This is a genomic window from Pseudomonas sp. PA-5-4B (genome assembly GCF_021606215.1).
In the GTDB taxonomy this organism is placed as follows: Bacteria; Pseudomonadota; Gammaproteobacteria; order Pseudomonadales; family Pseudomonadaceae; genus Aquipseudomonas; species Aquipseudomonas edaphica.
The window spans coordinates 149,997-174,265 of the sequence record NZ_WKDB01000001.1 but is presented as its reverse complement, the minus strand read 5'-3'; the positions used below and the strand labels follow the sequence as shown (position 1 = coordinate 174,265).

The window sequence follows — 24,269 nt, the reverse complement described above, 5'->3', positions numbered from 1 at the left end:
TCGTTTCAGAAGGATTTCATGATGCGCAAAGCGCTTGTAGCCACTTCGTTGCTCGCCCTGTTGCTCGGCGGCTGCGCCAGCAACCCCGCCGACCTGGATGTGAGTGGCACCTGGATCAACCAGGCCGCCATCAACGCGGCAGCCAAGGGCGGCCCTTTGCGCGAAGCGCTGCAGAGTTTTGGCCCGAACCTCGAATGGGAGGTCAATACCAAGGCTTTGCAGGCGCGCTACTACAACGGCTTTGAAGTCGCCGAAGGCAAGTTGCTCGGGGATAAATCCGGCGCATGGAACGTCGAGTTCTACGGCAGCTCCGCCACCGAACTCAAGCGCAAAGGCAAACAACTGCTGCAAGTGGCCAACGATAACGAGCCCGAGCAACTGTTCGCCCGTGCCAAGGATCCCGCCCCGGAAGGTGCGCCACTGGGTGCCAACTTCGAACGGGCACTGTATGCAGCCTATATGGGCGGCGACTGGAAGATTACCGACGGCAACGGCGACGGTTCCACAGTGCAGTTCCAGGCCGACGGAAAGGTCGCCGGCCTGCCAGGCGTCGACCGCTACTCGCTGTGTCTGGCGGGCGACTGCGCCTCTATGAGCGGCGGCTACGACAGCATCTGGCTGCAATTGAACGGCCAGGGCAACCCCTGGATCTTCACGCGCAAAGGCAAGCAGTTGGCGATATTCCAAGCGATCAACACCGCGCTGGCCGACGAGGTGCCGCAGTTCACGCCCGGCCCGCGCCAATGGCTGCTTGAGAAGAAATAACCAGCATCACCCTGAAGCAAATGTGGGAGCTGGCTTGCCTGCGATGACGGTGACTCAGTCGAGATAGAGGTGGACTGATACTTCGCTATCGCAGGCAAGCCAGCTCCCACATTTTTTGACTGCGTTTCAGCCCTTGAGAATCGCCGCATACCCTTCGCGATAAGTCGGGTAGGTCGGCACCCAGCCCAACGCCTGAGCCCGGGCGTTGCTGCATTGTTTGCTGCCGGCACGCCTTACACTGGCGTCATCCGCCCACTCCGTCACGCCCAGGTACTCGCGCAACCAGCCCACCACCTCCGCCAATGGCGCTGGGGCATCGTCGACCCCGATGTAGATTTTTTCCAGCGAGCCGCCCTGCTCTACATGACGCAGCAAAAAGGCCAGCAAACCTGCCGCATCATCCGCGTGAATCCGGTTGCCATACAACGGCGGATCGATTGCCACGCGATAGCCCTGGCGTACCTGGGTCAGCAGCCATTCGCGGCCCGGGCCGTAAATCCCGGTCAAGCGCACGATACTCGCCGGGATCCCACTGTTGAGCGCGACCTGCTCGGCCTCCAGCATGACCTGGCCGGAATAGCCCGTCGCCCTGGTATCAGATGTTTCGTCGACCCACTCACCATTCTGCTGGCCATACACGCTGCTGCTGGAAACAAACAGCAGGTGCCTGGGCGCCTGGCCATAGTCACTCAGCCACTCCAACACATGCTGCAACCCTTGCACGTATGCCGCGCGATACCCGGCCTCATCGTGGTCGGTGGCGGCCGCGCAATACACCAGGTAATCCACTGCGCCGATCGGCCAGGTCTCAGGGCAATCCTTTTTGAACAGGTCGCCGGCAATGCCGATCACGCCATCGGGGAGCTTTGAAACATCACGGCGCAGGCCATGAACCTCCCAATTCGCGCCGAGCAATTGGCTAGCCAGCCGGCTCCCCACATCGCCGCAACCGGCAATCACAACAGAAGGCGCAGACATCATAAAACTCCGTTCTTAAAGGTCTAGATTAGCCCTCGCAGATGACGAGCGGCCAGAAAAAGCACAAATAAAGTTACTGTATTACTTCTGTTAACAAGAATTACTTGCAATAATAACGACCCATTTGTCCTCGACCCTCAAGGGTCTGGCAGGACGATCACTCAATTTTTCCTCTCAGGTCCGGCCAGCATGACACGTAATACAAACCCCGCTTCGCCAACCAAGCTTCACAGCCCATCCCGCGCCTGGCGTGCGATTGCTGCGCTGCTGTTAAGCGTACTGCTGGCACCGACCGCTGCCTTCGCTGATGCCACCGCCCCAGCCGCACCGGCTGCTGCCGAGCACACCGGCGCTACGCCAGCTGCTCCTGTTGCCGCCCCGGTGGCCACCGACCCGGCCCAGGCTGCAGGCGACGTCGCACCTGCCGACGAAACCGGTGTAGTGTTGGAAGAAGACAACAGCCTGGGCATGGCCCATGACCTGTCGCCGTGGGGCATGTACCAGAACGCTGACGTCGTGGTAAAAGCCGTGATGATCGGCCTGGCCATCGCCTCGATCATCACCTGGACCATCTGGATCGCCAAGGGCTTCGAGCTGCTGGGCGCCAAGCGCCGTCTGCGCGCTGAGATCGTCCACCTGAAAAAAGCCACCACCCTCAAGGAAGCCAGCGAGAGCGCGACCAAGAAGGGCACCCTGGCCAACCTGCTGGTACACGACGCTCTGGAAGAAATGCGTCTGTCGGTCAATACCCGCGAAAAAGAAGGCATCAAGGAACGCGTCAGCTTCCGTCTCGAACGCCTGGTTGCAGCATGCGGCCGTAACATGAGCAGCGGCACCGGCGTGCTGGCCACCATCGGTTCCACCGCACCGTTTGTCGGCCTGTTCGGCACCGTGTGGGGCATCATGAACAGCTTCATCGGCATCGCAAAAACCCAGACCACCAACCTCGCCGTCGTCGCCCCCGGCATCGCCGAAGCCCTGCTGGCAACCGCGCTGGGCCTGGTTGCAGCAATCCCTGCGGTGGTGATCTACAACGTCTTCGCCCGTTCGATTGCCGGCTATAAGGCCCAGGTATCGGACGCGTCGGCAGAAGTCCTGCTGCTGGTCAGCCGCGACCTCGATCACCTGCCTACCGAGCGCAGCTCGCAACCGCACATGGTGAAAGTGGGGTAATCGGCCATGGGCCTGCATTTGAATCAAGGCGACGACGAACTCGTCGAGAACCACGAGATCAACGTCACGCCGTTTATCGACGTAATGCTCGTGCTGCTGATCATCTTCATGGTGGCCGCGCCGCTGGCGACCGTGGATATCAAGGTCGACCTGCCCGCGTCCAGCGCCAAGCCTGCGCCGCGGCCGGAGAAGCCGATTTTCCTCAGCGTCAAGGCGGACCAACGCCTGTTCCTGGGCGAAGAAGAAGTCAAAGCTGAAACCCTGGGCCCGGTGCTCGACGCCAAGACCCAAGGCAAGAAAGACACGACGATCTTCTTCCAGGCCGACAAAGGCGTGGACTACGGCGACCTGATGAGTGTGATGGATGCCCTGCGGGCAGCCGGCTACCTCAAGGTAGGCCTGGTCGGACTTGAGACGGCAGCCAAGAAATGATCACGACGCGCCACAAACTGACGCGTTATGGCACCAGCCTCGCCGTCGTGCTGGGCGTGCATGCCGTCGCGATTATCATCGCGCTCCAGTGGTCCGCGCCGCATCCGGTAACACTGCCACCGGCGGCGATGGTCATCGACCTCGCGCCGATGCCTGCACCGCCGCCGCCGGCTCCACCCAAGGTTGTCACACCGCCGCAGCCGCCTGCCCCCGTGGAAGAGCTGCCCCTGCCAAAACTGGCCGAGGCACCTAAACCAACGATCCAGGTGCCCAAGCCGGTCAAGCCAAAACCGAAGCCGCAGCCGCCCAAGCCGGTGGAGAAGAAGCCCGAGCCGCCCAAGGAAAAACCTTCCGAAGAGCCGCCGAGCGAATCGCCACAAAACAATGCGCCAGCTGAAAAGTCTGCCCAGCCGGTTCCGGGCCCGTCCCCACAACAGGTCGCAGCCAAAGCGTCCTGGGAAGGCGCCCTGCTGGCGCACTTGCAGAAGTACAAGAAGTACCCGCCAGGTGCCCAACAGCGAGGCAAGGAAGGCTTGAACCGCCTGCGCTTTGTGGTCGATGCCGAAGGCAACGTGCTGTCCTACGAGTTGGTGGGCCGCTCCGGCAACGCCGATCTGGACCGTGCGACCCTGGACATGATCCGTCGAGCCCAGCCACTGCCCAAACCACCGGCCGATATGTTGAAAGGCGGCAGCGTCGAAATCGTCGCGCCATTTGTTTACAACATTGAGAAGCGCCGCCGGTAAGCGGCAAACGGGAGCCGGCTGGTGTGGGAGCCCCCACACAAGCCAGCTCCCACATTTGGTTTCACCACTTCAGCAAAATCCTCAACATTCCCCGCTCAATCCCCATCAAAGTTCTGATAACGTGCGTCTATCGATTGCAGCCGGTATGCTTGGCCCGCAACCTCATGGACGCCCGCTATGACTCTTACAGAATTACGCTACATCGTGACCCTCGCCCAAGAGCAGCACTTCGGCCACGCGGCCGAGCGTTGCCATGTCAGCCAACCGACGCTGTCGGTGGGTGTGAAGAAGCTTGAAGACGAACTCGGTGTGCTGATTTTTGAGCGCAGCAAGAGCGCCGTGCGCCTCACGCCGGTGGGCGAAGGCATCGTCGCCCAGGCCCAAAAGGTACTGGAGCAAGCCCAAAGCATCCGCGAGCTGGCCCAGGCCGGCAAGAACCAGCTGACTGCACCGCTCAAAGTCGGCGCCATCTACACCGTCGGCCCGTACCTGTTCCCGCACCTGATTCCGCAACTGCACCGCGTTGCGCCGCAGATGCCGCTGTATATCGAAGAAAACTTCACCCATGTACTGCGCGACAAACTGCGCAATGGCGAGTTGGACGCGATCATCATCGCCCTGCCGTTCAACGAAGCAGACGTGCTGACCCTGCCGCTCTACGACGAACCGTTCTACGTGTTGATGCCGGCCTCCCACCCGTGGACGCAAAAGGACACCATCGACGCCGGCCTGCTCAACGACAAGAGCTTGCTGCTGCTGGGCGAAGGTCACTGCTTCCGCGATCAGGTACTGGAAGCCTGCCCGACCCTGACCAAGGGCAACGACGGCGCCAAACATACCACCGTGGAATCCAGTTCCCTGGAAACCATTCGCCATATGGTCGCTTCCGGCCTGGGTATTTCGATCCTGCCGCTGTCGGCAGTGGACAGCCATCACTACGCCCCCGGCGTGATCGAAGTGCGCCCACTCACGCCGCCGGTGCCATTCCGTACTGTGGCGATTGCCTGGCGCGCGAGCTTCCCGCGCCCGAAAGCCATTGAGATCCTGGCCGACTCGGTCCGTCTGTGCTCGGTGGCCAAGCCGAATGCTGCGAGCTGATTAACGGTATGACAGAGCTGTCGCAGGTGTCGGTCACCGCACTCAAAGGTGTCGGTGACGCCATGGCCGAAAAGCTGGCCAAGGTCGGCCTGGAGAACCTCCAGGACGTGCTGTTCCACCTGCCCCTGCGCTACCAGGACCGCACGCGTGTGGTGCCCATCGGCCACTTGCGCCCTGGGCAGGATGCTGTGGTCGAAGGCACCGTCAGCGGCGCCGATGTGGTGATGGGCAAGCGCCGCAGTTTAGTCGTGCGCCTGCAGGACGGCACCGGCGGCCTGAGCCTGCGTTTCTACCATTTCAGCAACGCGCAAAAGGAAGGCCTCAAGCGTGGCACCCGCGTGCGTTGCTACGGCGAAGCCCGCCCCGGTGCATCCGGCCTGGAAATCTACCACCCGGAGTACCGCGCAATCACCGGCGACGAGCCGCCTCCGGTGGATACCACTCTCACGCCGATCTACCCGCTGACCGAAGGCCTGACCCAACAACGCCTGCGCCAGCTGTGCATGCAAACGCTGACGATGCTCGGCCCCAAAAGCTTGCCCGACTGGTTGCCTCTGGAGCTGGCGCGCGACTACCAACTGGCGCCGTTGGACGATGCGATTCGCTACCTGCATAACCCACCCGCCGACGCCGACGTCGACGAACTCGCACTGGGCCATCACTGGGCCCAGCATCGCCTGGCCTTTGAAGAGCTGCTGACGCACCAACTGTCCCAGCAGCGCCTGCGCGAAAGTATGCGCTCCCTGCGCGCGCCGGCGATGCCCAAGGCCACGCGACTACCTGCGCAATACCTGGCCAACCTCGGCTTTGCGCCAACGGGGGCCCAGCAACGCGTGGGCAATGAAATCGCCTACGACCTCAGCCAGCACGAACCCATGCTGCGGCTGATCCAGGGCGACGTGGGCGCAGGTAAAACCGTGGTGGCCGCCCTCGCCGCCTTGCAGGCGTTGGAAGCCGGTTACCAAGTGGCGCTGATGGCGCCCACCGAAATTCTCGCCGAACAGCACTTCATCACCTTCAAGCGCTGGCTTGAACCGCTGGGCCTGGAAGTGGCGTGGCTGGCCGGCAAGCTCAAGGGCAAGACCCGCGCAGCGGCGCTGGAGCAGATTGCCGGTGGCGCACCGATGGTGGTGGGCACTCACGCATTGTTCCAGGACGAAGTGCAGTTCAAGAACCTCGCCTTGGTGATCATCGACGAACAGCACCGCTTCGGTGTGCAACAGCGCCTGGCCTTGCGCCAGAAAGGCGTGGGCGGGCGCATGAACCCGCACCAGTTGATCATGACCGCCACACCAATCCCGCGCACCTTGGCGATGAGCGCCTACGCCGACCTCGACACGTCGATCCTCGATGAGCTGCCGCCCGGCCGCACGCCGGTCAATACCGTGCTGGTCACCGACACGCGCCGCGTCGAGGTCATCGAACGCGTGCGCGGCGCCTGCGCCGAAGGCCGTCAGGCGTATTGGGTGTGCACGCTGATCGAAGAATCCGAAGAGCTGACCTGCCAGGCCGCCGAGACCACGTTTGAGGACCTCACCAGTGCCCTGGGCGAGCTGAAGGTCGGGCTGATCCACGGGCGCATGAAGCCTGTGGAAAAAGCCGCGGTGATGGCCGAGTTCAAAGCTGGCAACCTGCAACTGCTGGTAGCCACCACGGTGATTGAAGTCGGCGTGGACGTGCCCAACGCCAGTTTGATGATCATCGAAAACCCCGAGCGCCTGGGCCTGGCCCAACTGCACCAACTGCGCGGCCGTGTCGGCCGGGGCAGCGCCGCCAGCCACTGCGTGCTGCTGTACCACCCGCCGCTGTCTCAGATCGGCCGTCAGCGCCTGGGCATCATGCGCGAGACCAACGACGGTTTTGTCATCGCCGAAAAAGACCTCGAACTGCGCGGGCCCGGCGAAATGCTTGGTACTCGCCAGACCGGCCTGCTGCAATTCAAGGTCGCCGACCTGATGCGCGATGCCGACTTGCTGCCCGCTGTGCGTGATGCGGCGCAAGCGCTGCTGGAGCGTTGGCCGGAACATGTCAGCCCCTTGCTCGATCGCTGGCTCAGGCATGGGCAGCAATACGGCCAAGTGTGACGCCTGACTCACTTATCCAACCAACAGTTGTATCAAGCTGGTTATACTTCGGTGACTGTACGAAATTGGATCAGGCCATGTCAGAAGTTGCCCTCGCCACAGCCCCACTGACCGCCCCGCCGGTCATTCGGGCTCTGCTCGCAAAACTCGCCATCCCCTACACGGAAGTGACCGAACACGCCGGCCTGAATCCCGCACAAAAAGTCCAGGCAGTACTGCTGGAAGATGCCGTGGGCGCACTCATGGTGCTGTTCCCGCAAAGCCAGTTACTCGACCTCAACCGCCTGGCTGAACTCACCGGCCGCCGCCTCACGGCCGTGTCGCCGGACCGCATCGAGCGCATGCTGGCCAAGCACGACTTGAGCCTGTTGCCCGGCCTGCCGGTACTGACCAGCTCGCCGTGCCTGTATGAAGGCAGCCTGCTCAGCGAACCCAGCCTGTTGGTGCATTCCGGCGAAGCCGGGCTGCTGCTGGAAATCGCCAGCATCGATTTCAAGACCATGCTCACCAAGGCCAGCGCCGGGCACTTCGGCGAACCGCTGAGCAACATCCGCCCCAACCTCGATCGCCCGAACGATGACCGCGAGGAAATCACCCAGGCGATGCAGGCGTTCACCGCCCGCCGAATCCAGCAGCGTCTGGAAGCGACCATCGAGATTCCGCCGCTGGCCGACACCGCGCAGAAAATCATCAAGCTGCGCGTCGACCCCAACGCCACCATCGATGACATCACCAGCGTCGTCGAAACCGACCCAGCCCTCGCCGCCCAAGTGGTGAGCTGGGCAGCGTCGCCGTACTACGCCTCGCCGGGCAAGATTCGCTCAGTGGAGGACGCCATCGTGCGCGTGCTGGGCTTTGACCTGGTGATCAACCTGGCGCTGGGCCTGGCCCTGGGCAAAACCCTGAGCCTGCCCAAGGACCACCCGCACCAGTCCACGCCGTACTGGCACCAGTCGATCTATACCGCTGCTGTGATCGAAGGCCTGACCCGCGCCATGCCCCGCGCCCAGCGCCCGGAAGCTGGCCTGACCTACCTGGCCGGCCTGCTGCATAACTTCGGTTACTTGCTGCTGGCCCATGTGTTCCCGCCGCACTTCTCGCTGATCTGTCGCCACCTGGAGGTCAACCCGCACCTGTGCCACAGCTATGTCGAGCAGCACCTGCTGGGCATCAGCCGCGAGCAAATCGGCGCCTGGCTGATGCGCTACTGGGACATGCCGGACGAACTGTCCACCGCCCTGCGCTTTCAGCACGACCCGACCTATGACGGGCAATATGCTGAATATCCCAACCTGGTGTGCTTGGCGGTACGTTTGCTGCGCAGTCGTGGAATTGGTTCCGGGCCGGATGAGGCGATACCCGACGCCCTGATCGAACGTTTGGGCTTGAGCCGGGAAAAGGCTGAGGAAGTGGTCGGCAAGGTACTGGATGCCGAGGTGCTGCTACGCGAACTCGCGTCCCAGTTCAGCCAGGCATAAGTCTGTCGCCTGCTACATAGCTTTCGCAGGCAAACCAGCTCTCACACTTAACTGCGTTCCAACTGTAGAACGCGGTCGAATGTGGGAGCGGGTTGCCCTGATCTGGATGGTCTGATCCTGAATCGCATCATAATGCCCAGTTAATTACTCCTCGCCTTTTGAGCGGCGAAGGCGAAAGTGACATACCTACCCAACGAAATCATGGCACTCTAACAACTTACAAATATGAAGTAACATCTGATACGGAACTGTCCCGCCCAACTAATCCACATAGAGCATGTCGGTAAGTTTTCTTACCATTAAAACTCTGGATTCTGCCTATGTCTATTTCATCCACCGTTAGCAACTTTATAACTAACAACCCAATAAGCGCCTACCCTTCACCTACAGCTACCGAACCCTCTGTAAACATCAACGGCAGTCTTACACCTCGCAGAGACCAATATGGGACCGTACTGGTTGTAACGACGCCTGACCCAGGCGCACCACAAAACGTCAATGGCCGCACTTATCACCCCGCCTCCGAAGTAAGAATTTATACGGGACATGCGGATGATAAAATCGATATAAAAGTTATTAATGATCGCGTCGTCGCCATTATCAATGGGCACGCCGTCAAGCTGGACATCGACGCCTCTAACCCCGAGGGCAATCAAGGCAAACTGTTCATAGACAGCGGCGGTGGCGATGACAGTGTAAAGATAGCCCCTGACGTCAAGACCAGTGTAACCATTCACACTGGCCCAGGCAAAGACACCGTGAGCACGGGTGGCGGCTACGCTCAAGTATATCTGGGCGACGGCAATGATACCGCTGAACTAGCCTATGGCGGCGGAGAATTATACGGTGAAAACGGCGATGATACCTTGGCAGGAGGCACAGGCAGTAACTTCATTAATGGTGGCGCGGAAAAAAACACTATAAGGGGTGGTACACCCAGCGATTCATCTCGAACAGCGATCTCCGCCGAAGGTACAAGCGACACTATTATTGGCCGCTCTGACAACACGTATATCCAGACCAAGGCTCAATTCACCTCTATAAAACTTTACCGGCAATTTGATAGCGAAGTCGACATTCATGAAAGTGCCGGAAATACCGAAACCAACGAATATAAGAGCCGGCAACATGTGACCGATGGAGACATACGGTTTTCAGGCAGATTCGACCCAGCCAAAGACCGTCGTATACGTGTGAACCAACAGGACTAAAGACCTACTTACAGGCGCTCTCCTCGGGGTTTTCAGTGCCCCGAGGACTCCAGAAAGCTAACCAGCTGTTTTTTTACGCGGCTTCAAATACTTGGTCAGCCCCTGGAACCAGATCACCAACGCCGGGTTGCCCTTGATCTGGATCGACTTGTCCTGAATCCCCGTCATGAACGCCAGTTGCTTGTTCTTCGCCTGCATAGTGGCGAAGCCGTAGGCGGCATCTTTAAAGGCGATAGCAAAGGCTGGCGCCGGGTGAACACCTGAGCGGCTGGTGATGCGCTGGTCTTTGACGATGAAGTGACGGGCAACCTTGCCGTCGAGGGTCTGCAACTGGAACGCCAGGTCTTTATCACCCAGCTGTTGCTGAAAGGCAGGATTGGTGCGGCTGGCTTTGCCCATCATCAGGCCCAGCACCCACAGCAGAAGACGAAATTTCATGCACACAGCCTCAGTGTATTTATTAAGTGGCCGCAGCAGTGTAACGATTTACCGGCAGAACGCCACCGATCTCGCGCTTTAGCAGGAGATCGGCAGGCGTTTAACGCTTATAGCAACATGTTGCTTAAACGTTAGGGCACGGCACTGGCGCCCAGTCGGCCAGGTTCGGATCGCGGCAGGTGCCTTCGATCTGCGCCTTGCCAGCGCTGGCGACCTGCTTGCTTTCAGCCTGCTTGGTTTGCACGGTCTGAATACTCTTCTCGGTGGTCACCGCTTCTTTCGGCACGGTTGGCAGCACCGGTTTTTTGGCGACTTTGGCAGGCGTCTTGCCTTTCTTCGCCGGCACCACCTGCGGCGTCGTGTCGGCCTGGGCCACGGTCACTACGTCAGCACGCTGCACACCCACTTGTTTCAGATCTTGCTCGTAAGCCTGGGTGTAGTTGTTCAAGTCTTCGCTGGCCTTGCCGTTAACTGCAACGATCAGGTCATTGGACTCTTTCAAGCCAGCCACGATTTCCGCCAGGCGCTTGCGGCCTTCAGTGTCGTTGACGGTCTTGGCCTTGCGGTCGGCCACCAGCTTGGTGAATGCGCTCTGATAGCACTGCTGGGACGCCTTGGCGTAGGCCGTGCTGCGGTCGATGTCGGACGCGCTTTTATTGAAGTCGGTGGAGTAGGACGCGATGCGCTGGTTGTCATCGGTGATCTGCTTCTGACGCTCGGTGTAGTAACCCGCTGCGCCACCCGCCAGGGCGCCGCCCGCTGCACCGATGGCGGCATTACGGCCACGCTTGTCGGAGTCGCCGGTCAGCGCGCCCAGCAATGCACCGCCGGCTGCGCCAAGCGCCGCACCGGTGACGACCGACTTGGTCATATTCGAATCGGTTGCACGCAAGTGCTGCACCGGCTCGTAGCAGTTGGGGTAGTACTCGACCTTGGTGCTCGACGCGACCTTGGAAGCCGGCGACGTGGCGCAACCTGTCAACACGGTGCTGAAACCAGCTGCGATCAGCAGCAGGTGACGCTTGGAAACCGCCTTACGGGAAAAAAGCATAGGTGTGTTCTCTTTTAAGTTTGACTTGCCCAGCACGGCCCACCGCCGCCTGAGTCCTTTCCAAGCTCGCCATACAACCAGCGGTCAAGACCGCTGACCGCTCGCTGCGAGCAATTCCTTCAAGATCGTTGCCGGGTCGGCCCGCTGTTGCTTGCGGTAGTTGCCGACATGGCGAACGAACAGTGTCGCGCGCGTCACCAGGCTCTTGCCGAGCACTGGCTTGCGATCCAACTCTTCCTTGATCCTTTGAAACTGGGCCTGGATCACCGCATCGGTGTAGCGCGTGCCGGTGGCCAGGTTGTCGATGTAAATCGCCACTGCGCCGTCGAGGGCGCTGCGGCCATTGGTGATGGCCATGTCGAACAGCTGCGCGCTGGCCTCATCCTTGTTGTCTTTGGCCTGCTGGCGACTCTTCTGCAGGTTGGCCAGGCGGATGTTGTAATTGTTGATGGTCTCGGCCACCAACGCGGCCGACTGGATCAGGTTGCCCGCGGCTTCTTCGCGCTGCTGGGCGATCAATGAAACGTTGCGTTTCAGCTCTTCGTTGACCAGGCCGAGTTCGGCTTGCAGCTTGGGGTCGACACTGGCGGCAATGATGCTGTCCAGGCGCTTGGTCGGGTCCTGGGCGTCATCGATGGCGTCAGTCAGCGACGCCAGGCGGCCTTCTTTCTGCCACTGGTCGAACAGCTCCTTGTAGCGCGAACGCGGCGCCGACAGTGCACCGATCGCCACGCGAAAACCGGTGGTTTCGTTGCTTTGCTCAGTGCCATCGGCAGCGAACAACGGGTACTCACGGCGCATGCCGGTAAACAGCGTGCCCTCGCCTTCCAGGTAGTTGCCGCCCTTGACCACAAAGCCCCCGTAGGTGCCCTGGCGGCGCCCGGCATGCACCAGCTGGAACGATTCCTGGACCATTTCCGCTGCGTTGCCGATCACGTCAAACAGGCCGATCGGGTTGGGCAGTTTGGTGCCGATGGGCATCAAGCGCGCAGCCTGACCGGTGCCGCCGGCAACCTGGTTGAACACCGCGTAATCACCCAGCGGGCCGTCGCTCTCGCTGCCGTCGACGCGGCGCGGGAACAGTCGCCCTTCCAGTTCCTGACGGCTCACCGCCTGGCCACCGCGTGCGGCGTATTCCCATTCCACTTCGGTGGGCAGGCGCACAAAACCCAGGCCGCCGTCGTCGGCCGAAGAACCGCGGCCGCTCACCGGCAGCAGCTCACGGTGGTATTTCATCAGCCAGGCGCTGTACACCGCCGAGAAACGTTCAGCTTCGAAACGCGATAGTTTTACCTTGGGCAAACGTGCGGCCATGCCGGTCGGCGCATCACAGGCTGGAGCCGGTTCGCCGCTGGCCAGCGACTGCGCCTGGGACATCACCTGCGCATACTGGCGGGCAGTCACTTCGTACTTGCCGATGAAATACAGCATCGGCTTGAGCGGAGTTTTGGCGTCGGTTTTCGGCATCAACGGCGCGATGACTTTGTTCCAGTCCTTTGGCAAATCCTTGAGCGTGAACTGGCCGTTGATAAAGTCGCGGCGGTAGCCGGAAATAAACGATTGCTGATAACCCGCCTCGCCTTCGGCAAAGGGGTAACCGAGGCTGATCTCGCGGTCATCCAGCGTGCCTTGGGCCAGCACGTAGGCGTAGCGGAACACCATATTGCCTTCGCAGGGCAGCGGCAGGCTCACGTCATCCGGCAACGGCTTGGGGTTATCCAGTTTGTCACTCGCTTCATCGGCCCAGGCCAACGAGGCCAGGCTCAGCGCCACACAGGCGCCCAGTAACTTATACATCTCTGATTCCTTCAGAAGCCTGGATCCGCGCCACTCGCCAACCGCCACAGGCAGCCGCCACGGCGCTGACGCCGAGGATTGCAACCAGGGCCAGGACGTAGTGACGCGCCAGCAGGTGACTGGCATATTCGTCCGCCCCTTGCACAAATAGTTTATTCAAAGCAGCCTCGGCCAGGCCATACAGCCCGGCGCTTAGCACGGCGGCAAACCCCGCGCTGTAGAGCGCCTGCAACACCACAAACAACAACAGTGCGCCGGTGGAAAACCCCAACAGGCGCAACACCGACAATTCCCGCCGCTTGCGCGCGACAGCCGCCAGCGCCCCGGCGAAGATCGCTGCAAACGCCCCGACCAAGGCCAGCCCGGCAATAATCCAGAACACCAACGACAGGTTGCGGCTCAACGACTGCACCTGGGCGATGGTCTGTGCCTGGGTCGACACCAACAGATTCTGCCCGGCGAAATACACCCGCAGCGGCTCCACATCAGTAAGGTTGCGTGCGTAAAGACGAAACGCCGGGTACACACGCTGCTCGTTCAACCCGACCTCATCCCCGTCCCAGCCCAACACCGGCACGGCACGGCCATCGCGGTAATCTTCCGCCGCTTCCAGCAAGCCCAAATCAGCAAACAAGCCGTCACGGGCGAAGGCTTCCAACGGCAACACCGCCAGCACCTGCAGGCGCGCGTTGCGGGCTTCGACGCGCCCCGCCACTTGCCGCGCAAAGCGGGTTTCCAGCCAATCCCCAGGCCGCGCCGCAAGCTTTTCGGCTGCGGTGTGGCTCAGCACGATCTGGTCCAGGCCCTTGGGCATTGGCAAACCACTGAGCAACGGGTCACCCGCCGCCGTCGGCAGCATTTCCAATGCCAGCGTGCCCACCTGCGCGGTCGCCGCAATTTGTCGGGTACGCGGCACGGCAAAGGCCACATCGCTGCGCCGACCTAGCTGCTGGATAAATTCGCTGCTGAATCGACCACCGCCCAATGGGATAATTTCACGGGTGGCCGGATCGGTCTCCAAGCGTTCGGTCAAACTGCCAACCAGTCCAAATTTCAGGCCGAATAACACCAGCAGCGGCGCGATCACCGCCACCAGCGCCAGCACCGAACAGGCCGACAGCCAGGCGTCATTGCGGTAATCCTGCCAGGCCAGCGAGGCCACCAAGCCGATGCGCATCAGCACACCTCCCCGAGCGTGGCCGTGACGCCGCCATCAGGGTCGCGGCGGCAACCGATGCGCCGTACCTGCAAGCCGCTGGCGCGGGCCAGGGGTTCGTCATGGGTGGCGATCACGCAGGCGGCACGGTGTTCGCGGGCCTGGGCCAGCAACGCCTGCATCACGCGCTCGGCATTCAGTGGGTCCAGCGACGCGGTCGGCTCATCCGCGAGCACCAATTGCGGCGCATGGGCCAGGGCACGGGCGCAACTCACGCGCTGGCGTTGGCCCACCGACAGGTCCGCCGGTTTCTTCGCCAACTGGTCACTGATCTCCAGCTGTTCAGCCAGGCGCGCCACGCTGCCGTCATCCTTCAAACCCAGCAATTGCCGCGACAAGGCAATATTGCCGCGCACATCGAGAAAACCCAGCAGGCCGCCGGTTTGCAGCACGTAACCCAAGTGCTGGCTGCGCAGCGCAGCCAGGGTAGATTGCTGATCGGCACGCCATAGCCCGCCGATATCGGTGTTGTCGAATTCAAACCGGCCCACCTGATCCGGCGCCAACACCAGCGCGAGCAAATCCAGCAAAGTGCTTTTGCCGCAGCCACTGGGCCCGATAATCGCCAACTGCTCACCGGCACGCAGCTGCAAGGCCGGAATCACCAGACTGTAACGCTGGCTCCCCGTGCCCCGGCTTTTGTGCACCGCGCTCAAGTTCAGCATTACGGCAGCGTCGACAACGGTACGCGGTACAACGCATCGCCCGGCTCGGCATCGCCGAAACGGACCCAGTTGGCCACATCATTGTGAAAGGTTTCGTAGAGGCGGATTTTCGAATCCAGCTCGTCGATAAAGTCTTCCTGCTCGGCCACACTCAGCGATAACCACAAGTCCTGGGTCATGTTCAGCGACTTGCTGCGGTACGGCAGGCCTTCCAGGTATTCACCGAGCAGGCCACCGTCAGCCAGGTTGCCGCCCTTGCGCAGGGCCTGCGGGTCACGGCTCATATAGGCTGAAGCGCTGGCAATTTCCTGGAAGAAATCCTTGGGCGAGGTCTGGGTTTTACGCGCGGCATCCACGATCAGTTTCAGCGATTGCTGCAGGTCGTTTAGCTGCAATTTTGTGAGCATCACGCACACCTGGAACGCCGGCAGCGCCGGGTTGGTCAGGTCACGATCGGCGGTCCAGGCGCTGACCAGTTGCGGCGCCTGGCTGGCGGTTTTACGGCCGAGGAAGTCCATGTGCATGGCGTAGCCGACTGCTGCGGATTTATCCGCCAGGCTCGGCGCGCTACTCAGCAGCGGCACCGGTTGCGGTGTGTCGCTGCGTACCTGGTGCACCAGGTTGGCGAACACTGTGCCAATCTCATCAACCCGCTCGCCCAGCTTGTGTACATCACCCCCGGGCACCGGCGTGTAAAGGTCGCCGATCTGCGGGTTGGCGTCTGCGGTCAGCACGCGGTACTGGGTTTCGGCACCGGCGTGGGTTTTCTTGCCGGCATCGGTACGCAGGTGCAGGGCGTAAATCTTGATCTGCTTGCCGAGTGCCGCCTGGCGCACTTCGGCTTCGTTCATCTGGGTGGCGGCGAACGGGTCGTTCTTGCGCAGCGCGCCGGCATCGGTGACCAGCAAAATGATGCGCCCGCCGTAGCCAGACCAATCCATGCCATCGACCGCCTGCATCACCCCGGCAAACGCGTCCTCATTGAACGAGTGACTGGACACCGTGGACGCTTTGACCTGGCGCGCCATATCGAGGAAGCGCTGCGGGTCGCGGCCCTGATCAAGGCTGATGAGCGTCTTGGCGACGTATTCCAAACCAGGGGTTTTCTTGATGCTGTTACGAAAGCCCACCAGCCCGAAGCTCACGCTATCAAGCTCACCGCGCTCGGCAATGCGAGTTTGCAACTCATGCACCACATCGCGAACCTGGTCGATGTAAGGCTGCATCGAAACCGTCGTGTCGACCACTAACACCACGGCCGTGCGGAAAGCGTCTGCGGCGATTGCTTTGGTGGCCGGCTTGGCCGCCGCGCTGCCCGGGTCGATGGACGCCACATTGAGCAACTGCACCGGCTGGCCGTTTTCGTCGAAGCTCTCTTTGGAATCAAAAATCGGCAGCAGGTAAAACTGGTTTTGCGGCACAGCACTGGCTGTCGGCTCAAGCGCCAGCACCTGTTGATTGTCTTCGCGGTTCTTCTGCGCCTTGGCCAACACGTTTTTGGCGGCGGCGGGATCAGCCAACAGCTTTTCCACCTGCGCCGATTGGCGCAGGAACATCACCGGCGCCCGGCCCGAGCGCTCGGTAAACTTAAGCACCAGGCTTTGCTTCCAGTCGCTGACTTGAGCGGCTGGCAACCAACCATCGCTGCGCCCATCGGTTGCGGCGCCGACACGCACCCACGGGCTGCCGTCGATGTCTTTACGCTGGTAAACATAGAGCACCGAAAACGCCGGCAGGGCTTCGTCTGCTGCACCACCGGCATCATGGGACAGCTTGGCGCCCGGCTTGCTGAGCACGCGCTGGAACAAGGTCTTTTTACCGGCCATCAGCAACGGCCGCTGGCCGCCATCCGCCTCGGCCACCACCGGCTTTACCTCCGGCGGTGGCGTGGTCTTGGGCACCACGGCGACAGGCGGTTTGGCAGGTTCATCGCTGCCGCTCAGCCACCAGTAACTGACGCCACCAATAGCCAGTGCAACCGCCACAGCGACAGCGGCCAGGGCCAGCACCGGACCACGGCGCTGCTCGGACACGGCGCGGTGTTGCGTGGGAGTTACCACCGGTTGACGCACCGGTTGCGGCTGGGGGTTGTCGGTCGGAATCTCGATGGACACTGGCGTCATTCCGGCCAAGTCAAAACTCAGCGGAATCGGTAACGGCCGCACCAGCGTGGCTTCCGGCGAATCTGCGGGCAGTTGGTCGAGCGCGCGCAGCAACGCCGCCGCATCCGGAAAACGCTCGGCCGGGTCTTTGGCCAACAGCTTGCGCAGCACCTCCTGATAACGCCCGTGGTGCACCGGCAGTTCCGGCAGCGGCTCGGTCAGATGCGCCAGCGCAGTGGACAGCGCATCGGTGCCGCTGTACGGCAGCTTGCCGACGAGAATTTCGTAGAGCACCACGCCCAACGCATACAGGTCGGCGCGGCCATCAATTTCCTGGCCACGCGCCTGCTCCGGGCTCATATAGCTCGGCGTGCCCACGGCAAAACCGGCTTGGGTGAACTGGGTGCGATCGTCCAGGGACTTGGCGATGCCGAAGTCCGACAGCACGGCGGTACCGTCAGCGCGAAACAGAATGTTCGCTGGTTTGACGTCGCGGTGTACCAAACCCTGTGCATGCGCATAGCCCAACGCCGAAGCGATCTGGCGAATCAGCGTCACGCCCTGCTCCGGCGTCAGGCCGGCGGCGATACGCTCCTTTAGCGTGCCGTTGGGCAGGTATTCCATGGCCATGTAGTACAGCTCACCGACATTGCCGATGTCATGGATGGTCACCGTGTGCGGATGCGACAGGCGCGCCAGGGTCTTGCCCTCGCGCAGGAAGCGCTCGCAGAAGCTCGGGTCGGCCGCCAGCGCCGCCGCCATCACCTTCAAGGCCACCTTGCGCTCCAGCGAGCGCTGGGTCGCCAGGTACACGCTGGCCATGGCGCCTTCGCCGATCTCGCCTTCGATGTCGTAGCCAGGGATCACAATGTTCATGGCGAGACCTTCACGACAATGGCAGTGATATTGTCCGGCGCGCCACGGTTGAGCCCCAGGTGCACCAGGCTGCGCACGATTTCGTCCGGCGCGTCGTGGCTCAGCACTTCACGTATTTCATGGTCTTCGACGGTCTTGTTCAGGCCATCGCTGCACAGCAGGTAGCTGTCGCCGGGGGAAATCAGCAGGTCAGTCACCGCCACTTCCAGCTGCGCCTCCACGCCCACGGCGCGGGTGACGATATTGGCGCGAGGATGCACGCGCGCGTCGGCTTCGCTGAGCAGGCCGCTGTCTTGCAGGTCCTGCACGTAGCTGTGATCGCGGGAAATGCTGTCCAACTGCCCTTCGCGCAGGCGGTACAGGCGACTGTCGCCGGCCCATAAACACACGCCACGCAGGCCACGTGCGGCGAGCACCACCACGGTGCTGCCCATCATGCTCACGCCACGGTTGGCGGTTTCTTCACGCACCGTGGCGTTGATGCGGATCAGGTCATTGCGCAAGGCCGCCGAGTATTCATCGAGAGAGCGCCCCACCGGCACGTTGCGCAGGCTGTCGACGATCAAGCTGCTGACGTAATCGCCGGCCGCATGCCCGCCCATGCCATCGGCTACCACCCACAGGCGGTTTTCCGGCAGGTCCAGGCACGCGTCTTCATTGACCTGGCGCACCATGCCCACATGGCTTTTGCTCGCGGATTTAAACGTCGCCCCCATCTACACCACACCTTCTTGTCCGAGCAAAAACTGCGCAAAATCGCCGGCAGCCGGCAAACCCTGGCACCGCAATAAACCTGGGGAAATACGTTGTGAGCCACGGCCCCACCACAGGCTGGCACCCTCACAAGCCTGCTCGGCCAGTGCGGTCATGCGGCTGTGGGGCACGGTGGCGGCGACCCGCTGCAGGCCCGCGAAGCGACTGTCTACCGCGCGCGGTTCACTTGCCGGGATGCCCAGGCTGTCAACGCCATCGTTAAAGCCTTCAAACGTAGCGCCAGTATCCAGGGTGCTGAGCAACAGCTCTTCAGCCTGCTCAAACCACGTATCCGGGCCACCCACCAATGACGCCGGGTTAGTGTCGTGATCAAGCAACGCCACCACGGCCAACGGGAAATAGCGCCCGACCCGATCAATACTTGGCATCACCACGCCTGCCGCCGCGTCCGGCCCGCATACGCCCGGCGCCAGCACAAAACGCCACAACGGGCTGACCAGATAGACGTTTAGCCAATCGCCACCCAGGCTGCTCTGGCTGGCGAGCAAACCTGCGGCCAGCCAGCTGTCCCACGGGCCGATAAAACTCTGGGGCAAGGCGCGGCTGACAAAGTCACCGCGGCTGGCCAACTTGCCGTAGAAGCCCAGCGTGTTCATAGCCGCTCCGGCAGGCTGAAGCCACTGAGTACGCGGCTCTTGAACGGGTTGAAGGCGCTGTTGGCGCGCAACTCGTAGGCGATGCTCGCGCCATCAACCCGCAAACGCAGGTTGAAGCGGTCCGGCGAATTGCCGGCGCTCAGGTCCGATTGCTCCAGCAAACGGAACCATGCCCATGGGCCGTCCAGGGTCACGCCGGAACGGCCACTGGCCGACGGCGGCGTGATCGAAACACGCACCACGCCGATACTGCCGGGGTTCGGCCATTGCATCGCTACCGGCCGGCTTGGGCCGTGGTCGTAGCTCAGTTGCTGGCCGTCGAGGTCGAGCAGGAACTGGGTGATGGTCGGGTCCATCGACACCGGCTTGAGCTCGAAACGCACGATCGGCTGGGTGCCCCCCGATCTAAAGAACGCGTCACGAATAGCCGCCGCACGCTGGAAGGTTTGCAGCACGCCCGGCGCGATCCCAAGCTTCTGCGCCGCGCCCGGCTGCCAGCGCCAGGTCTGTGCGGACGTATCCACGTAAGGCTGCAGGTATTTGCGGAAATAGTTATCCATCACCCCGCCCACGCCGAAGAACTGGCCGAAGTCATCGAGCGTGGCGTCCCGCGCGCTGCCCGGCGACATCGGATAACGCCCCGCCAGAGACTGGCGATACACGTTGACCACTTCACTCACCCACGCCGCATTCAGCTGGTTACGCACCCCGCCCATCATGCTGTTGGTGGTGGAGTTGACCACCGACTTGACCATGCCCTGCACCAGCGGCGGCTGGCGCTCGGCATTCAAGCTGACCCGCGTGGCCGCAGCGGCCGCCTGGTTCTTGGCCTCGCCAAGCAAGGCGTCGCCACTGGCGCCGACCATGGCGCTGACTTGCACATACAGCGCGTTCATGTCCGCCAACAGGCCGTCGATGGCCGCCGGTTCGCCTTCGTTTTTGCTGACGATGCTATTGAGTTCGGCAAAGTGCGCGGTCACCGGATCGTCCGCCGCTTGCGGTGCATTAGCGCTTGGTTGCTCCTGGCCGAGCAGGCTGCCGAGACGTTCCTTGAGCTTGTCGACACCGCCTTCCACCGGCACGCCTTTGGCGGCCAATTGGCGTTCTTCAGCTTGCAGATCGGTCTCTTTGGCCACGGCTACCAGCAGCTTTTTAAGCGGCGAAGTGGGGCCGGAAATCACCCGCAGCACATCGGCCGCCTGGGCCACGCTGGTGATCGGCACAAAGTCGATGTCCGCGAGCAAGGCGTCCCATTGGCGCTGGTAGTCCTGGAAGTACAGGCGGCGCACGTCGGCGGCCAGGCTCACCACGTTCTGCTGATCGGCTTGCTCACGGCCCAACACCCATTGTTCTTCCGCGAGCGTGCCAGTCTGGTTCAGGCTGCTGAGCAGGAACGCCTGACGATAGCCTTTGGCAGTGAAGAACCCACTCAACGGTTCGCCCAATGGCTTTCCGCTTTTACGGCTGAACACCAACGCAGCATCACGGCCGGCGGCTTCGTTGAGGCGAAAGTCGGGGATGCCCTCGGGCAGCTTCTGGCGCTTGACCCGGTCGTACACGCGTTGCGCCACCGGCAGCTGTTGCAGTTGGCGACGCAGGTCATCGATCAGGCGTGGGTCCAGCCGCGCATTCGGCGGGTGGCGGTCGAACAGCGCCTGCAAGTGCCCGGTCAACGCCTGGCGCTGATCGGCCGGCAGGTCACGCGGCAGGTTGCGGTCCCAATCCAGGGCGACCCAGGCCTTGATGAAGTCCGGGTCGTAGTGCTCGTTATCGGCGAGCATCAGGTAGGCCTTGAGGCCTTCATAGAGGAAGTCGGAATTGCCGCCACCATGCAGTTGCTCTTCGATGCGCGTCACCAGGCGTGGCGCAAACACGGCGATCAAGAGCTTGCGATAGACACTGGCGGATTCGGCTTCAAGCATATCGCCCTGATACAGGCCCAGGCCTTCGGACCAGCTCGGCGAATCGCCCGCGAGGTTCTTCACCGCGTTGAGCAGCGGCAACACTGCCAGCACTTCACGCTGCGCCGGGCTGAGGTTTTGTACGGTCTGGCCCAGCGGCGCAACCTTCTGGTCAACCTGGGCGATATACGCCTGGTTGGCACGATAACTCACCCACCACAGGCCACTGACCACCACCACAAGGGCGATGGTAGCGGCCAGCACACCGCGTGCAATCCACTTGCGGCGGCGCTCGACTTTCGGGTTCACACCCACCAACCCACGCTCGGCAAACGCCACGGCGGTGAACAACTTTTCGATGAAATAACTGCGCCCGGTGCCGCTCTGTCGTGCCAGGTGCTGGCGGTCCAGGTTCATGCTCTGGGCCATGGCGCCGATCAAGCGATCAATCGGGCTGCCTTCCTGGGTGCCGCTGGTGAAATAGACTCCGCGCAGCAACACGCGCTCTTCGAAGGCGTTGGGTTTGAACACGCCTTCGAGGAAACCTTGCAGGCAATCTTTCAACGCACCGAACTGCTGCGGGAAGCCGTAGATCAGGTCACGCCGCGCCGGGTCACGCTCCTGTTGCAGGCGCTCCACCAGCCGTTCATTCAGGCGCTGCTCAAGACCCGCAAACTCGCTTTGCAGATGGGCCAGCGGGCTGTCGCTGTTTTTGCCGTCGTCCAGGGCGAAGGTCATGCCCCACACCTGGGCGCGGTCTTCCTTGCTAAGGTTGTCGAAGAACTCCATGAAGCCCGGCACCAGGTCGAGCTTGGTCAGCATCAGGTAGATCGGGAAACGCACGCCCAATTGGGTGTACAGCTCCTGGATCCGCAGGCGAATCGCCGCCGCATGGGCGGCGCGTTCGGCCTCCGTACCGAGCAGCAGATCCGAGAGGCTGATGGCGATAAACGCGCCATCAATGGGCCGACGCGAACGCTGCTTTTTCAGCAGATCGAGAAAGCCCAGCCACGCGGCTTTATCCACTGTGGAGTTGCTGTCCTGGGTGGTGTAGCGGCCGGCGGTATCGAGCAAAACGGCCTGGTCGGTAAACCACCAATCACAATTGCGCGTACCGCCAACGCCGCGCACAGCACCGGCGCCCAACTGCGCAGCGAGTGGAAAGTGCAGGCCGGAATTGACCAGCGCGGTGGTCTTGCCCGAACCCGGTGGGCCGATGATCACGTACCACGGCAGCTCATAGAGATTGCGGCGCTCATCACCGCCGAGCTTGGCCTTTTTCAGCAATGCCAGGGCTTCGTCCATGCGCTGGCGCAAGGTCGACAACTCTTCGGCCGTGGCGACACTGTTGGGGTCGGCCGGGGTTTCTGCGGCGAGGCTGCGCATCACTTCGGCGGCCTGGCGGCGCGCCTGGATAATGCGCACTACGCGGTAGGCGATCCACAGCGCAAACACCAAGATAATCAACACCCAGCGCCGCCCTTCCGGCACCAGCACGTCGAGCAACGGCCCCACAAACCAGATGATCAGGCTCAGGGCAATCAGGCCCAGCACGGGGATCACCCAGCGAATCATGAAACTGAAAAACGCCTTCACTCGACGCCCTCCGCCAATACGGTGATTTCAACCCGACGATTACGGGCACGGCCTTCGGCGGTGGCGTTGGTCGCCACCGGCTCGGTGTCGCTGCGGCCTTCAGCGCTGAAGCGATCCGCCTGGCCGGTCTTGGCCGCCAGGATGTCCAGCACCGACTTGGCCCGCGCTTCGGACAATGCCCAGTTGGACGGGAAGCGCAGCGTAGCAATCGGGCGGTTATCGCTGTGCCCGGTCACACGGACCTGGCCCTTGACCTTGCGGATGGCGTCAGCGATGCGCAGCATCAGTGGCTCGAAGTCATCGCGGATGCTGGAGCTGGCAGACGCGAACAGTTCATCGCCGCGAATCGTCACCACGGAACGGTCGACCTTGTCTTCCACGGCCACGCGGCCCGCCTTGATGTCTTCCACGAGGAAGCCGGCCAGACGCGGCCGCTCGATGACTTTGGGCTGCGCCACCGGGCGGTCGATGGCCTGCACCGGAATCTCGCCCAGGGCATGGATATTCTTGAATACCGGCTCCGCATCCGACGCCAGTTTCATGCGCAAGCCAAACAGCAACGCCAGCAGCAGCGCCAGGCCGATGGCCACAGCGATCCACGGCGGCATGAATTGCGCGAGGCGATCACGTGCCACCGTCACGCCGCGCCAATGCGGCGAGAGTTCGCGTTCGTGCTCGCCACGCGCACTGCGAATCGCTGCGGCGGTGCGTTCACGCAAGGCTTCCAGCTGGCTGCGACCGTCATTCATCACGCGGTAGCGGCCTTCAAAACCCAGGCACATGCACAGGTACAGCAGCTCCAGCAGGTACAACCGCTCACGCGGGCTTTGCAGGCAATGGTCGAGCAACTGGAAAACCTTTTCGCCACCCCAGGCTTCGTTGTGCACGGTGATCAACAAGCTCTGCTTGCCCCAGTCACTGGCACTGCCCCACGGCGTGCTGAGCACGGCTTCATCGAGCGCCGTACACAGCGCGTAACGCGCCAGCAGCACTTCGTTGCGCGCCACACCGGCGGCTTCGGCGCGCTCTTCGAACTGGCGCAGGTAGGCCAGCAACTGCGCACGCAAACTGGCCGGCGCCGGATGGGCGATGGTGTTGCGCAGGCGCGTCAACAGCGCCAACAGCGGCCCGGCGGCGCTTTCCAACGGGTTCAGGCCCTGGCTTTTGCCGGTGAGGATCGGCGCGGCCGGCATCGACAAAGGCGCCGGTTCGGCACGTGCAGGTTCCGGTGCACGACCACCTGGGCGAGGCATGAACTGGGTGCGGTCATCATCATTGGGATGCATCGCCAA

The 24,269-nt window shown here is 62.1% G+C and carries 19 protein-coding genes; 8 read left to right on the top strand and 11 right to left on the bottom strand.

What is annotated here, in order from left to right; translation table 11 throughout:
- Positions 1 to 21: 21 nt before the first annotated feature.
- The gene (locus GIW28_RS00745; protein WP_017135845.1) at positions 22 to 765 is read left to right on the top strand and encodes a hypothetical protein; all 744 of its coding nucleotides are present in this window, start codon (positions 22 to 24) and stop codon (positions 763 to 765) included.
- A 126-nt stretch (positions 766 to 891) separates the two neighbouring features.
- On the opposite strand, the gene GIW28_RS00740 is transcribed toward GIW28_RS00745, so the two are convergent.
- Entirely contained in the window at positions 892 to 1,743 is an 852-nt protein-coding gene (locus GIW28_RS00740; protein ID WP_236445908.1) for an SDR family oxidoreductase, read from the bottom strand.
- 189 nt (positions 1,744 to 1,932) lie between these two features.
- Between GIW28_RS00740 and exbB the strand changes: the two genes are divergently transcribed.
- The 7 genes from exbB to GIW28_RS00705 all read left to right on the top strand — a co-directional run bounded on the left by exbB (position 1,933) and on the right by GIW28_RS00705 (position 9,965).
- On the top strand, positions 1,933 to 2,916 hold the full coding sequence (exbB, locus tag GIW28_RS00735) for a tonB-system energizer ExbB (protein WP_236445910.1): 984 nt from the start codon (positions 1,933 to 1,935) through the stop codon (positions 2,914 to 2,916).
- Positions 2,917 to 2,922: 6 nt separating this feature from the next.
- Complete coding sequence (exbD, locus tag GIW28_RS00730; protein ID WP_003195519.1) at positions 2,923 to 3,348, top strand: TonB system transport protein ExbD; 426 nt, start codon at positions 2,923 to 2,925, stop codon at positions 3,346 to 3,348.
- On the top strand, positions 3,345 to 4,094 hold the full coding sequence (locus GIW28_RS00725) for an energy transducer TonB family protein (RefSeq protein ID WP_017135842.1): 750 nt from the start codon (positions 3,345 to 3,347) through the stop codon (positions 4,092 to 4,094). Before exbD ends, GIW28_RS00725 begins: the two co-directional genes overlap by 4 nt.
- A 177-nt stretch (positions 4,095 to 4,271) precedes the next feature.
- A complete protein-coding gene (locus tag GIW28_RS00720; protein ID WP_017135841.1) occupies positions 4,272 to 5,192 on the top strand; it encodes a hydrogen peroxide-inducible genes activator in 921 nt (306 codons plus the stop codon).
- A gap of 8 nt (positions 5,193 to 5,200) precedes the next feature.
- Positions 5,201 to 7,276: an ATP-dependent DNA helicase RecG gene (gene recG, locus GIW28_RS00715; protein ID WP_026013586.1), complete on the top strand. Its 2,076-nt coding sequence runs from the start codon at positions 5,201 to 5,203 to the stop codon at positions 7,274 to 7,276.
- Positions 7,277 to 7,353: 77 nt separating this feature from the next.
- Entirely contained in the window at positions 7,354 to 8,754 is a 1,401-nt protein-coding gene (locus tag GIW28_RS00710; RefSeq protein ID WP_017135839.1) for an aminoacyl-tRNA deacylase and HDOD domain-containing protein, read from the top strand.
- Positions 8,755 to 9,074: 320 nt separating this feature from the next.
- Positions 9,075 to 9,965: a hypothetical protein gene (locus GIW28_RS00705; RefSeq protein ID WP_236445913.1), complete on the top strand. Its 891-nt coding sequence runs from the start codon at positions 9,075 to 9,077 to the stop codon at positions 9,963 to 9,965.
- A gap of 57 nt (positions 9,966 to 10,022) precedes the next feature.
- Here GIW28_RS00705 and GIW28_RS00700 read toward each other — a convergent pair whose 3' ends face one another.
- The 10 genes from GIW28_RS00700 to GIW28_RS00655 form a co-directional block, all read right to left on the bottom strand.
- Complete coding sequence (locus tag GIW28_RS00700; RefSeq protein ID WP_017135837.1) at positions 10,023 to 10,403, bottom strand: hypothetical protein; 381 nt, start codon at positions 10,401 to 10,403, stop codon at positions 10,023 to 10,025.
- 124 nt (positions 10,404 to 10,527) lie between these two features.
- Positions 10,528 to 11,454: a type VI secretion system-associated lipoprotein TagQ gene (gene tagQ, locus GIW28_RS00695; protein WP_017135836.1), complete on the bottom strand. Its 927-nt coding sequence runs from the start codon at positions 11,452 to 11,454 to the stop codon at positions 10,528 to 10,530.
- A gap of 84 nt (positions 11,455 to 11,538) precedes the next feature.
- Entirely contained in the window at positions 11,539 to 13,251 is a 1,713-nt protein-coding gene (locus GIW28_RS00690) for a formylglycine-generating enzyme family protein (protein WP_236445915.1), read from the bottom strand.
- Complete coding sequence (locus tag GIW28_RS00685) at positions 13,244 to 14,428, bottom strand: ABC transporter permease (RefSeq protein WP_236445917.1); 1,185 nt, start codon at positions 14,426 to 14,428, stop codon at positions 13,244 to 13,246. The genes GIW28_RS00690 and GIW28_RS00685 overlap by 8 nt, the downstream gene beginning before the upstream one ends.
- Positions 14,428 to 15,132: an ABC transporter ATP-binding protein gene (locus tag GIW28_RS00680; protein ID WP_099550254.1), complete on the bottom strand. Its 705-nt coding sequence runs from the start codon at positions 15,130 to 15,132 to the stop codon at positions 14,428 to 14,430. Before GIW28_RS00680 ends, GIW28_RS00685 begins: the two co-directional genes overlap by 1 nt.
- On the bottom strand, positions 15,132 to 18,110 hold the full coding sequence (locus tag GIW28_RS00675; protein ID WP_099550253.1) for a serine/threonine-protein kinase: 2,979 nt from the start codon (positions 18,108 to 18,110) through the stop codon (positions 15,132 to 15,134). The genes GIW28_RS00680 and GIW28_RS00675 overlap by 1 nt, the downstream gene beginning before the upstream one ends.
- On the bottom strand, positions 18,107 to 18,826 hold the full coding sequence (locus GIW28_RS00670; protein WP_017135831.1) for a PP2C family protein-serine/threonine phosphatase: 720 nt from the start codon (positions 18,824 to 18,826) through the stop codon (positions 18,107 to 18,109). Before GIW28_RS00670 ends, GIW28_RS00675 begins: the two co-directional genes overlap by 4 nt.
- Positions 18,827 to 19,480, bottom strand: coding sequence for a type VI secretion system-associated protein TagF (gene tagF / locus GIW28_RS00665; protein WP_017135830.1), 654 nt, complete (start codon positions 19,478 to 19,480; stop codon positions 18,827 to 18,829).
- On the bottom strand, positions 19,477 to 22,977 hold the full coding sequence (gene tssM / locus GIW28_RS00660) for a type VI secretion system membrane subunit TssM (RefSeq protein ID WP_236445919.1): 3,501 nt from the start codon (positions 22,975 to 22,977) through the stop codon (positions 19,477 to 19,479). Before tssM ends, tagF begins: the two co-directional genes overlap by 4 nt.
- Positions 22,974 to 24,263 carry a DotU family type VI secretion system protein gene (locus GIW28_RS00655; protein WP_017135828.1) on the bottom strand — a complete coding sequence of 430 codons (1,290 nt, stop codon included), beginning with the start codon at positions 24,261 to 24,263 and terminating at the stop codon, positions 22,974 to 22,976. Before GIW28_RS00655 ends, tssM begins: the two co-directional genes overlap by 4 nt.
- Between the last annotated feature and the right edge of the window lie 6 nt (positions 24,264 to 24,269).

Coding starts and splice junctions, on each gene's coding strand:
- GIW28_RS00745 (WP_017135845.1), top strand. CDS start 22: ATGCGCAAAGCGCTTGTAGCCACTTCGTTGCTCGCCCTGTTGCTCGGC.
- GIW28_RS00740 (WP_236445908.1), bottom strand. CDS start 1,743: ATGTCTGCGCCTTCTGTTGTGATTGCCGGTTGCGGCGATGTGGGGAGC.
- exbB (WP_236445910.1), top strand. CDS start 1,933: ATGACACGTAATACAAACCCCGCTTCGCCAACCAAGCTTCACAGCCCA.
- exbD (WP_003195519.1), top strand. CDS start 2,923: ATGGGCCTGCATTTGAATCAAGGCGACGACGAACTCGTCGAGAACCAC.
- GIW28_RS00725 (WP_017135842.1), top strand. CDS start 3,345: ATGATCACGACGCGCCACAAACTGACGCGTTATGGCACCAGCCTCGCC.
- GIW28_RS00720 (WP_017135841.1), top strand. CDS start 4,272: ATGACTCTTACAGAATTACGCTACATCGTGACCCTCGCCCAAGAGCAG.
- recG (WP_026013586.1), top strand. CDS start 5,201: ATGACAGAGCTGTCGCAGGTGTCGGTCACCGCACTCAAAGGTGTCGGT.
- GIW28_RS00710 (WP_017135839.1), top strand. CDS start 7,354: ATGTCAGAAGTTGCCCTCGCCACAGCCCCACTGACCGCCCCGCCGGTC.
- GIW28_RS00705 (WP_236445913.1), top strand. CDS start 9,075: ATGTCTATTTCATCCACCGTTAGCAACTTTATAACTAACAACCCAATA.
- GIW28_RS00700 (WP_017135837.1), bottom strand. CDS start 10,403: ATGAAATTTCGTCTTCTGCTGTGGGTGCTGGGCCTGATGATGGGCAAA.
- tagQ (WP_017135836.1), bottom strand. CDS start 11,454: ATGCTTTTTTCCCGTAAGGCGGTTTCCAAGCGTCACCTGCTGCTGATC.
- GIW28_RS00690 (WP_236445915.1), bottom strand. CDS start 13,251: ATGTATAAGTTACTGGGCGCCTGTGTGGCGCTGAGCCTGGCCTCGTTG.
- GIW28_RS00685 (WP_236445917.1), bottom strand. CDS start 14,428: ATGCGCATCGGCTTGGTGGCCTCGCTGGCCTGGCAGGATTACCGCAAT.
- GIW28_RS00680 (WP_099550254.1), bottom strand. CDS start 15,132: ATGCTGAACTTGAGCGCGGTGCACAAAAGCCGGGGCACGGGGAGCCAG.
- GIW28_RS00675 (WP_099550253.1), bottom strand. CDS start 18,110: ATGAACATTGTGATCCCTGGCTACGACATCGAAGGCGAGATCGGCGAA.
- GIW28_RS00670 (WP_017135831.1), bottom strand. CDS start 18,826: ATGGGGGCGACGTTTAAATCCGCGAGCAAAAGCCATGTGGGCATGGTG.
- tagF (WP_017135830.1), bottom strand. CDS start 19,480: ATGAACACGCTGGGCTTCTACGGCAAGTTGGCCAGCCGCGGTGACTTT.
- GIW28_RS00655 (WP_017135828.1), bottom strand. CDS start 24,263: ATGCATCCCAATGATGATGACCGCACCCAGTTCATGCCTCGCCCAGGT.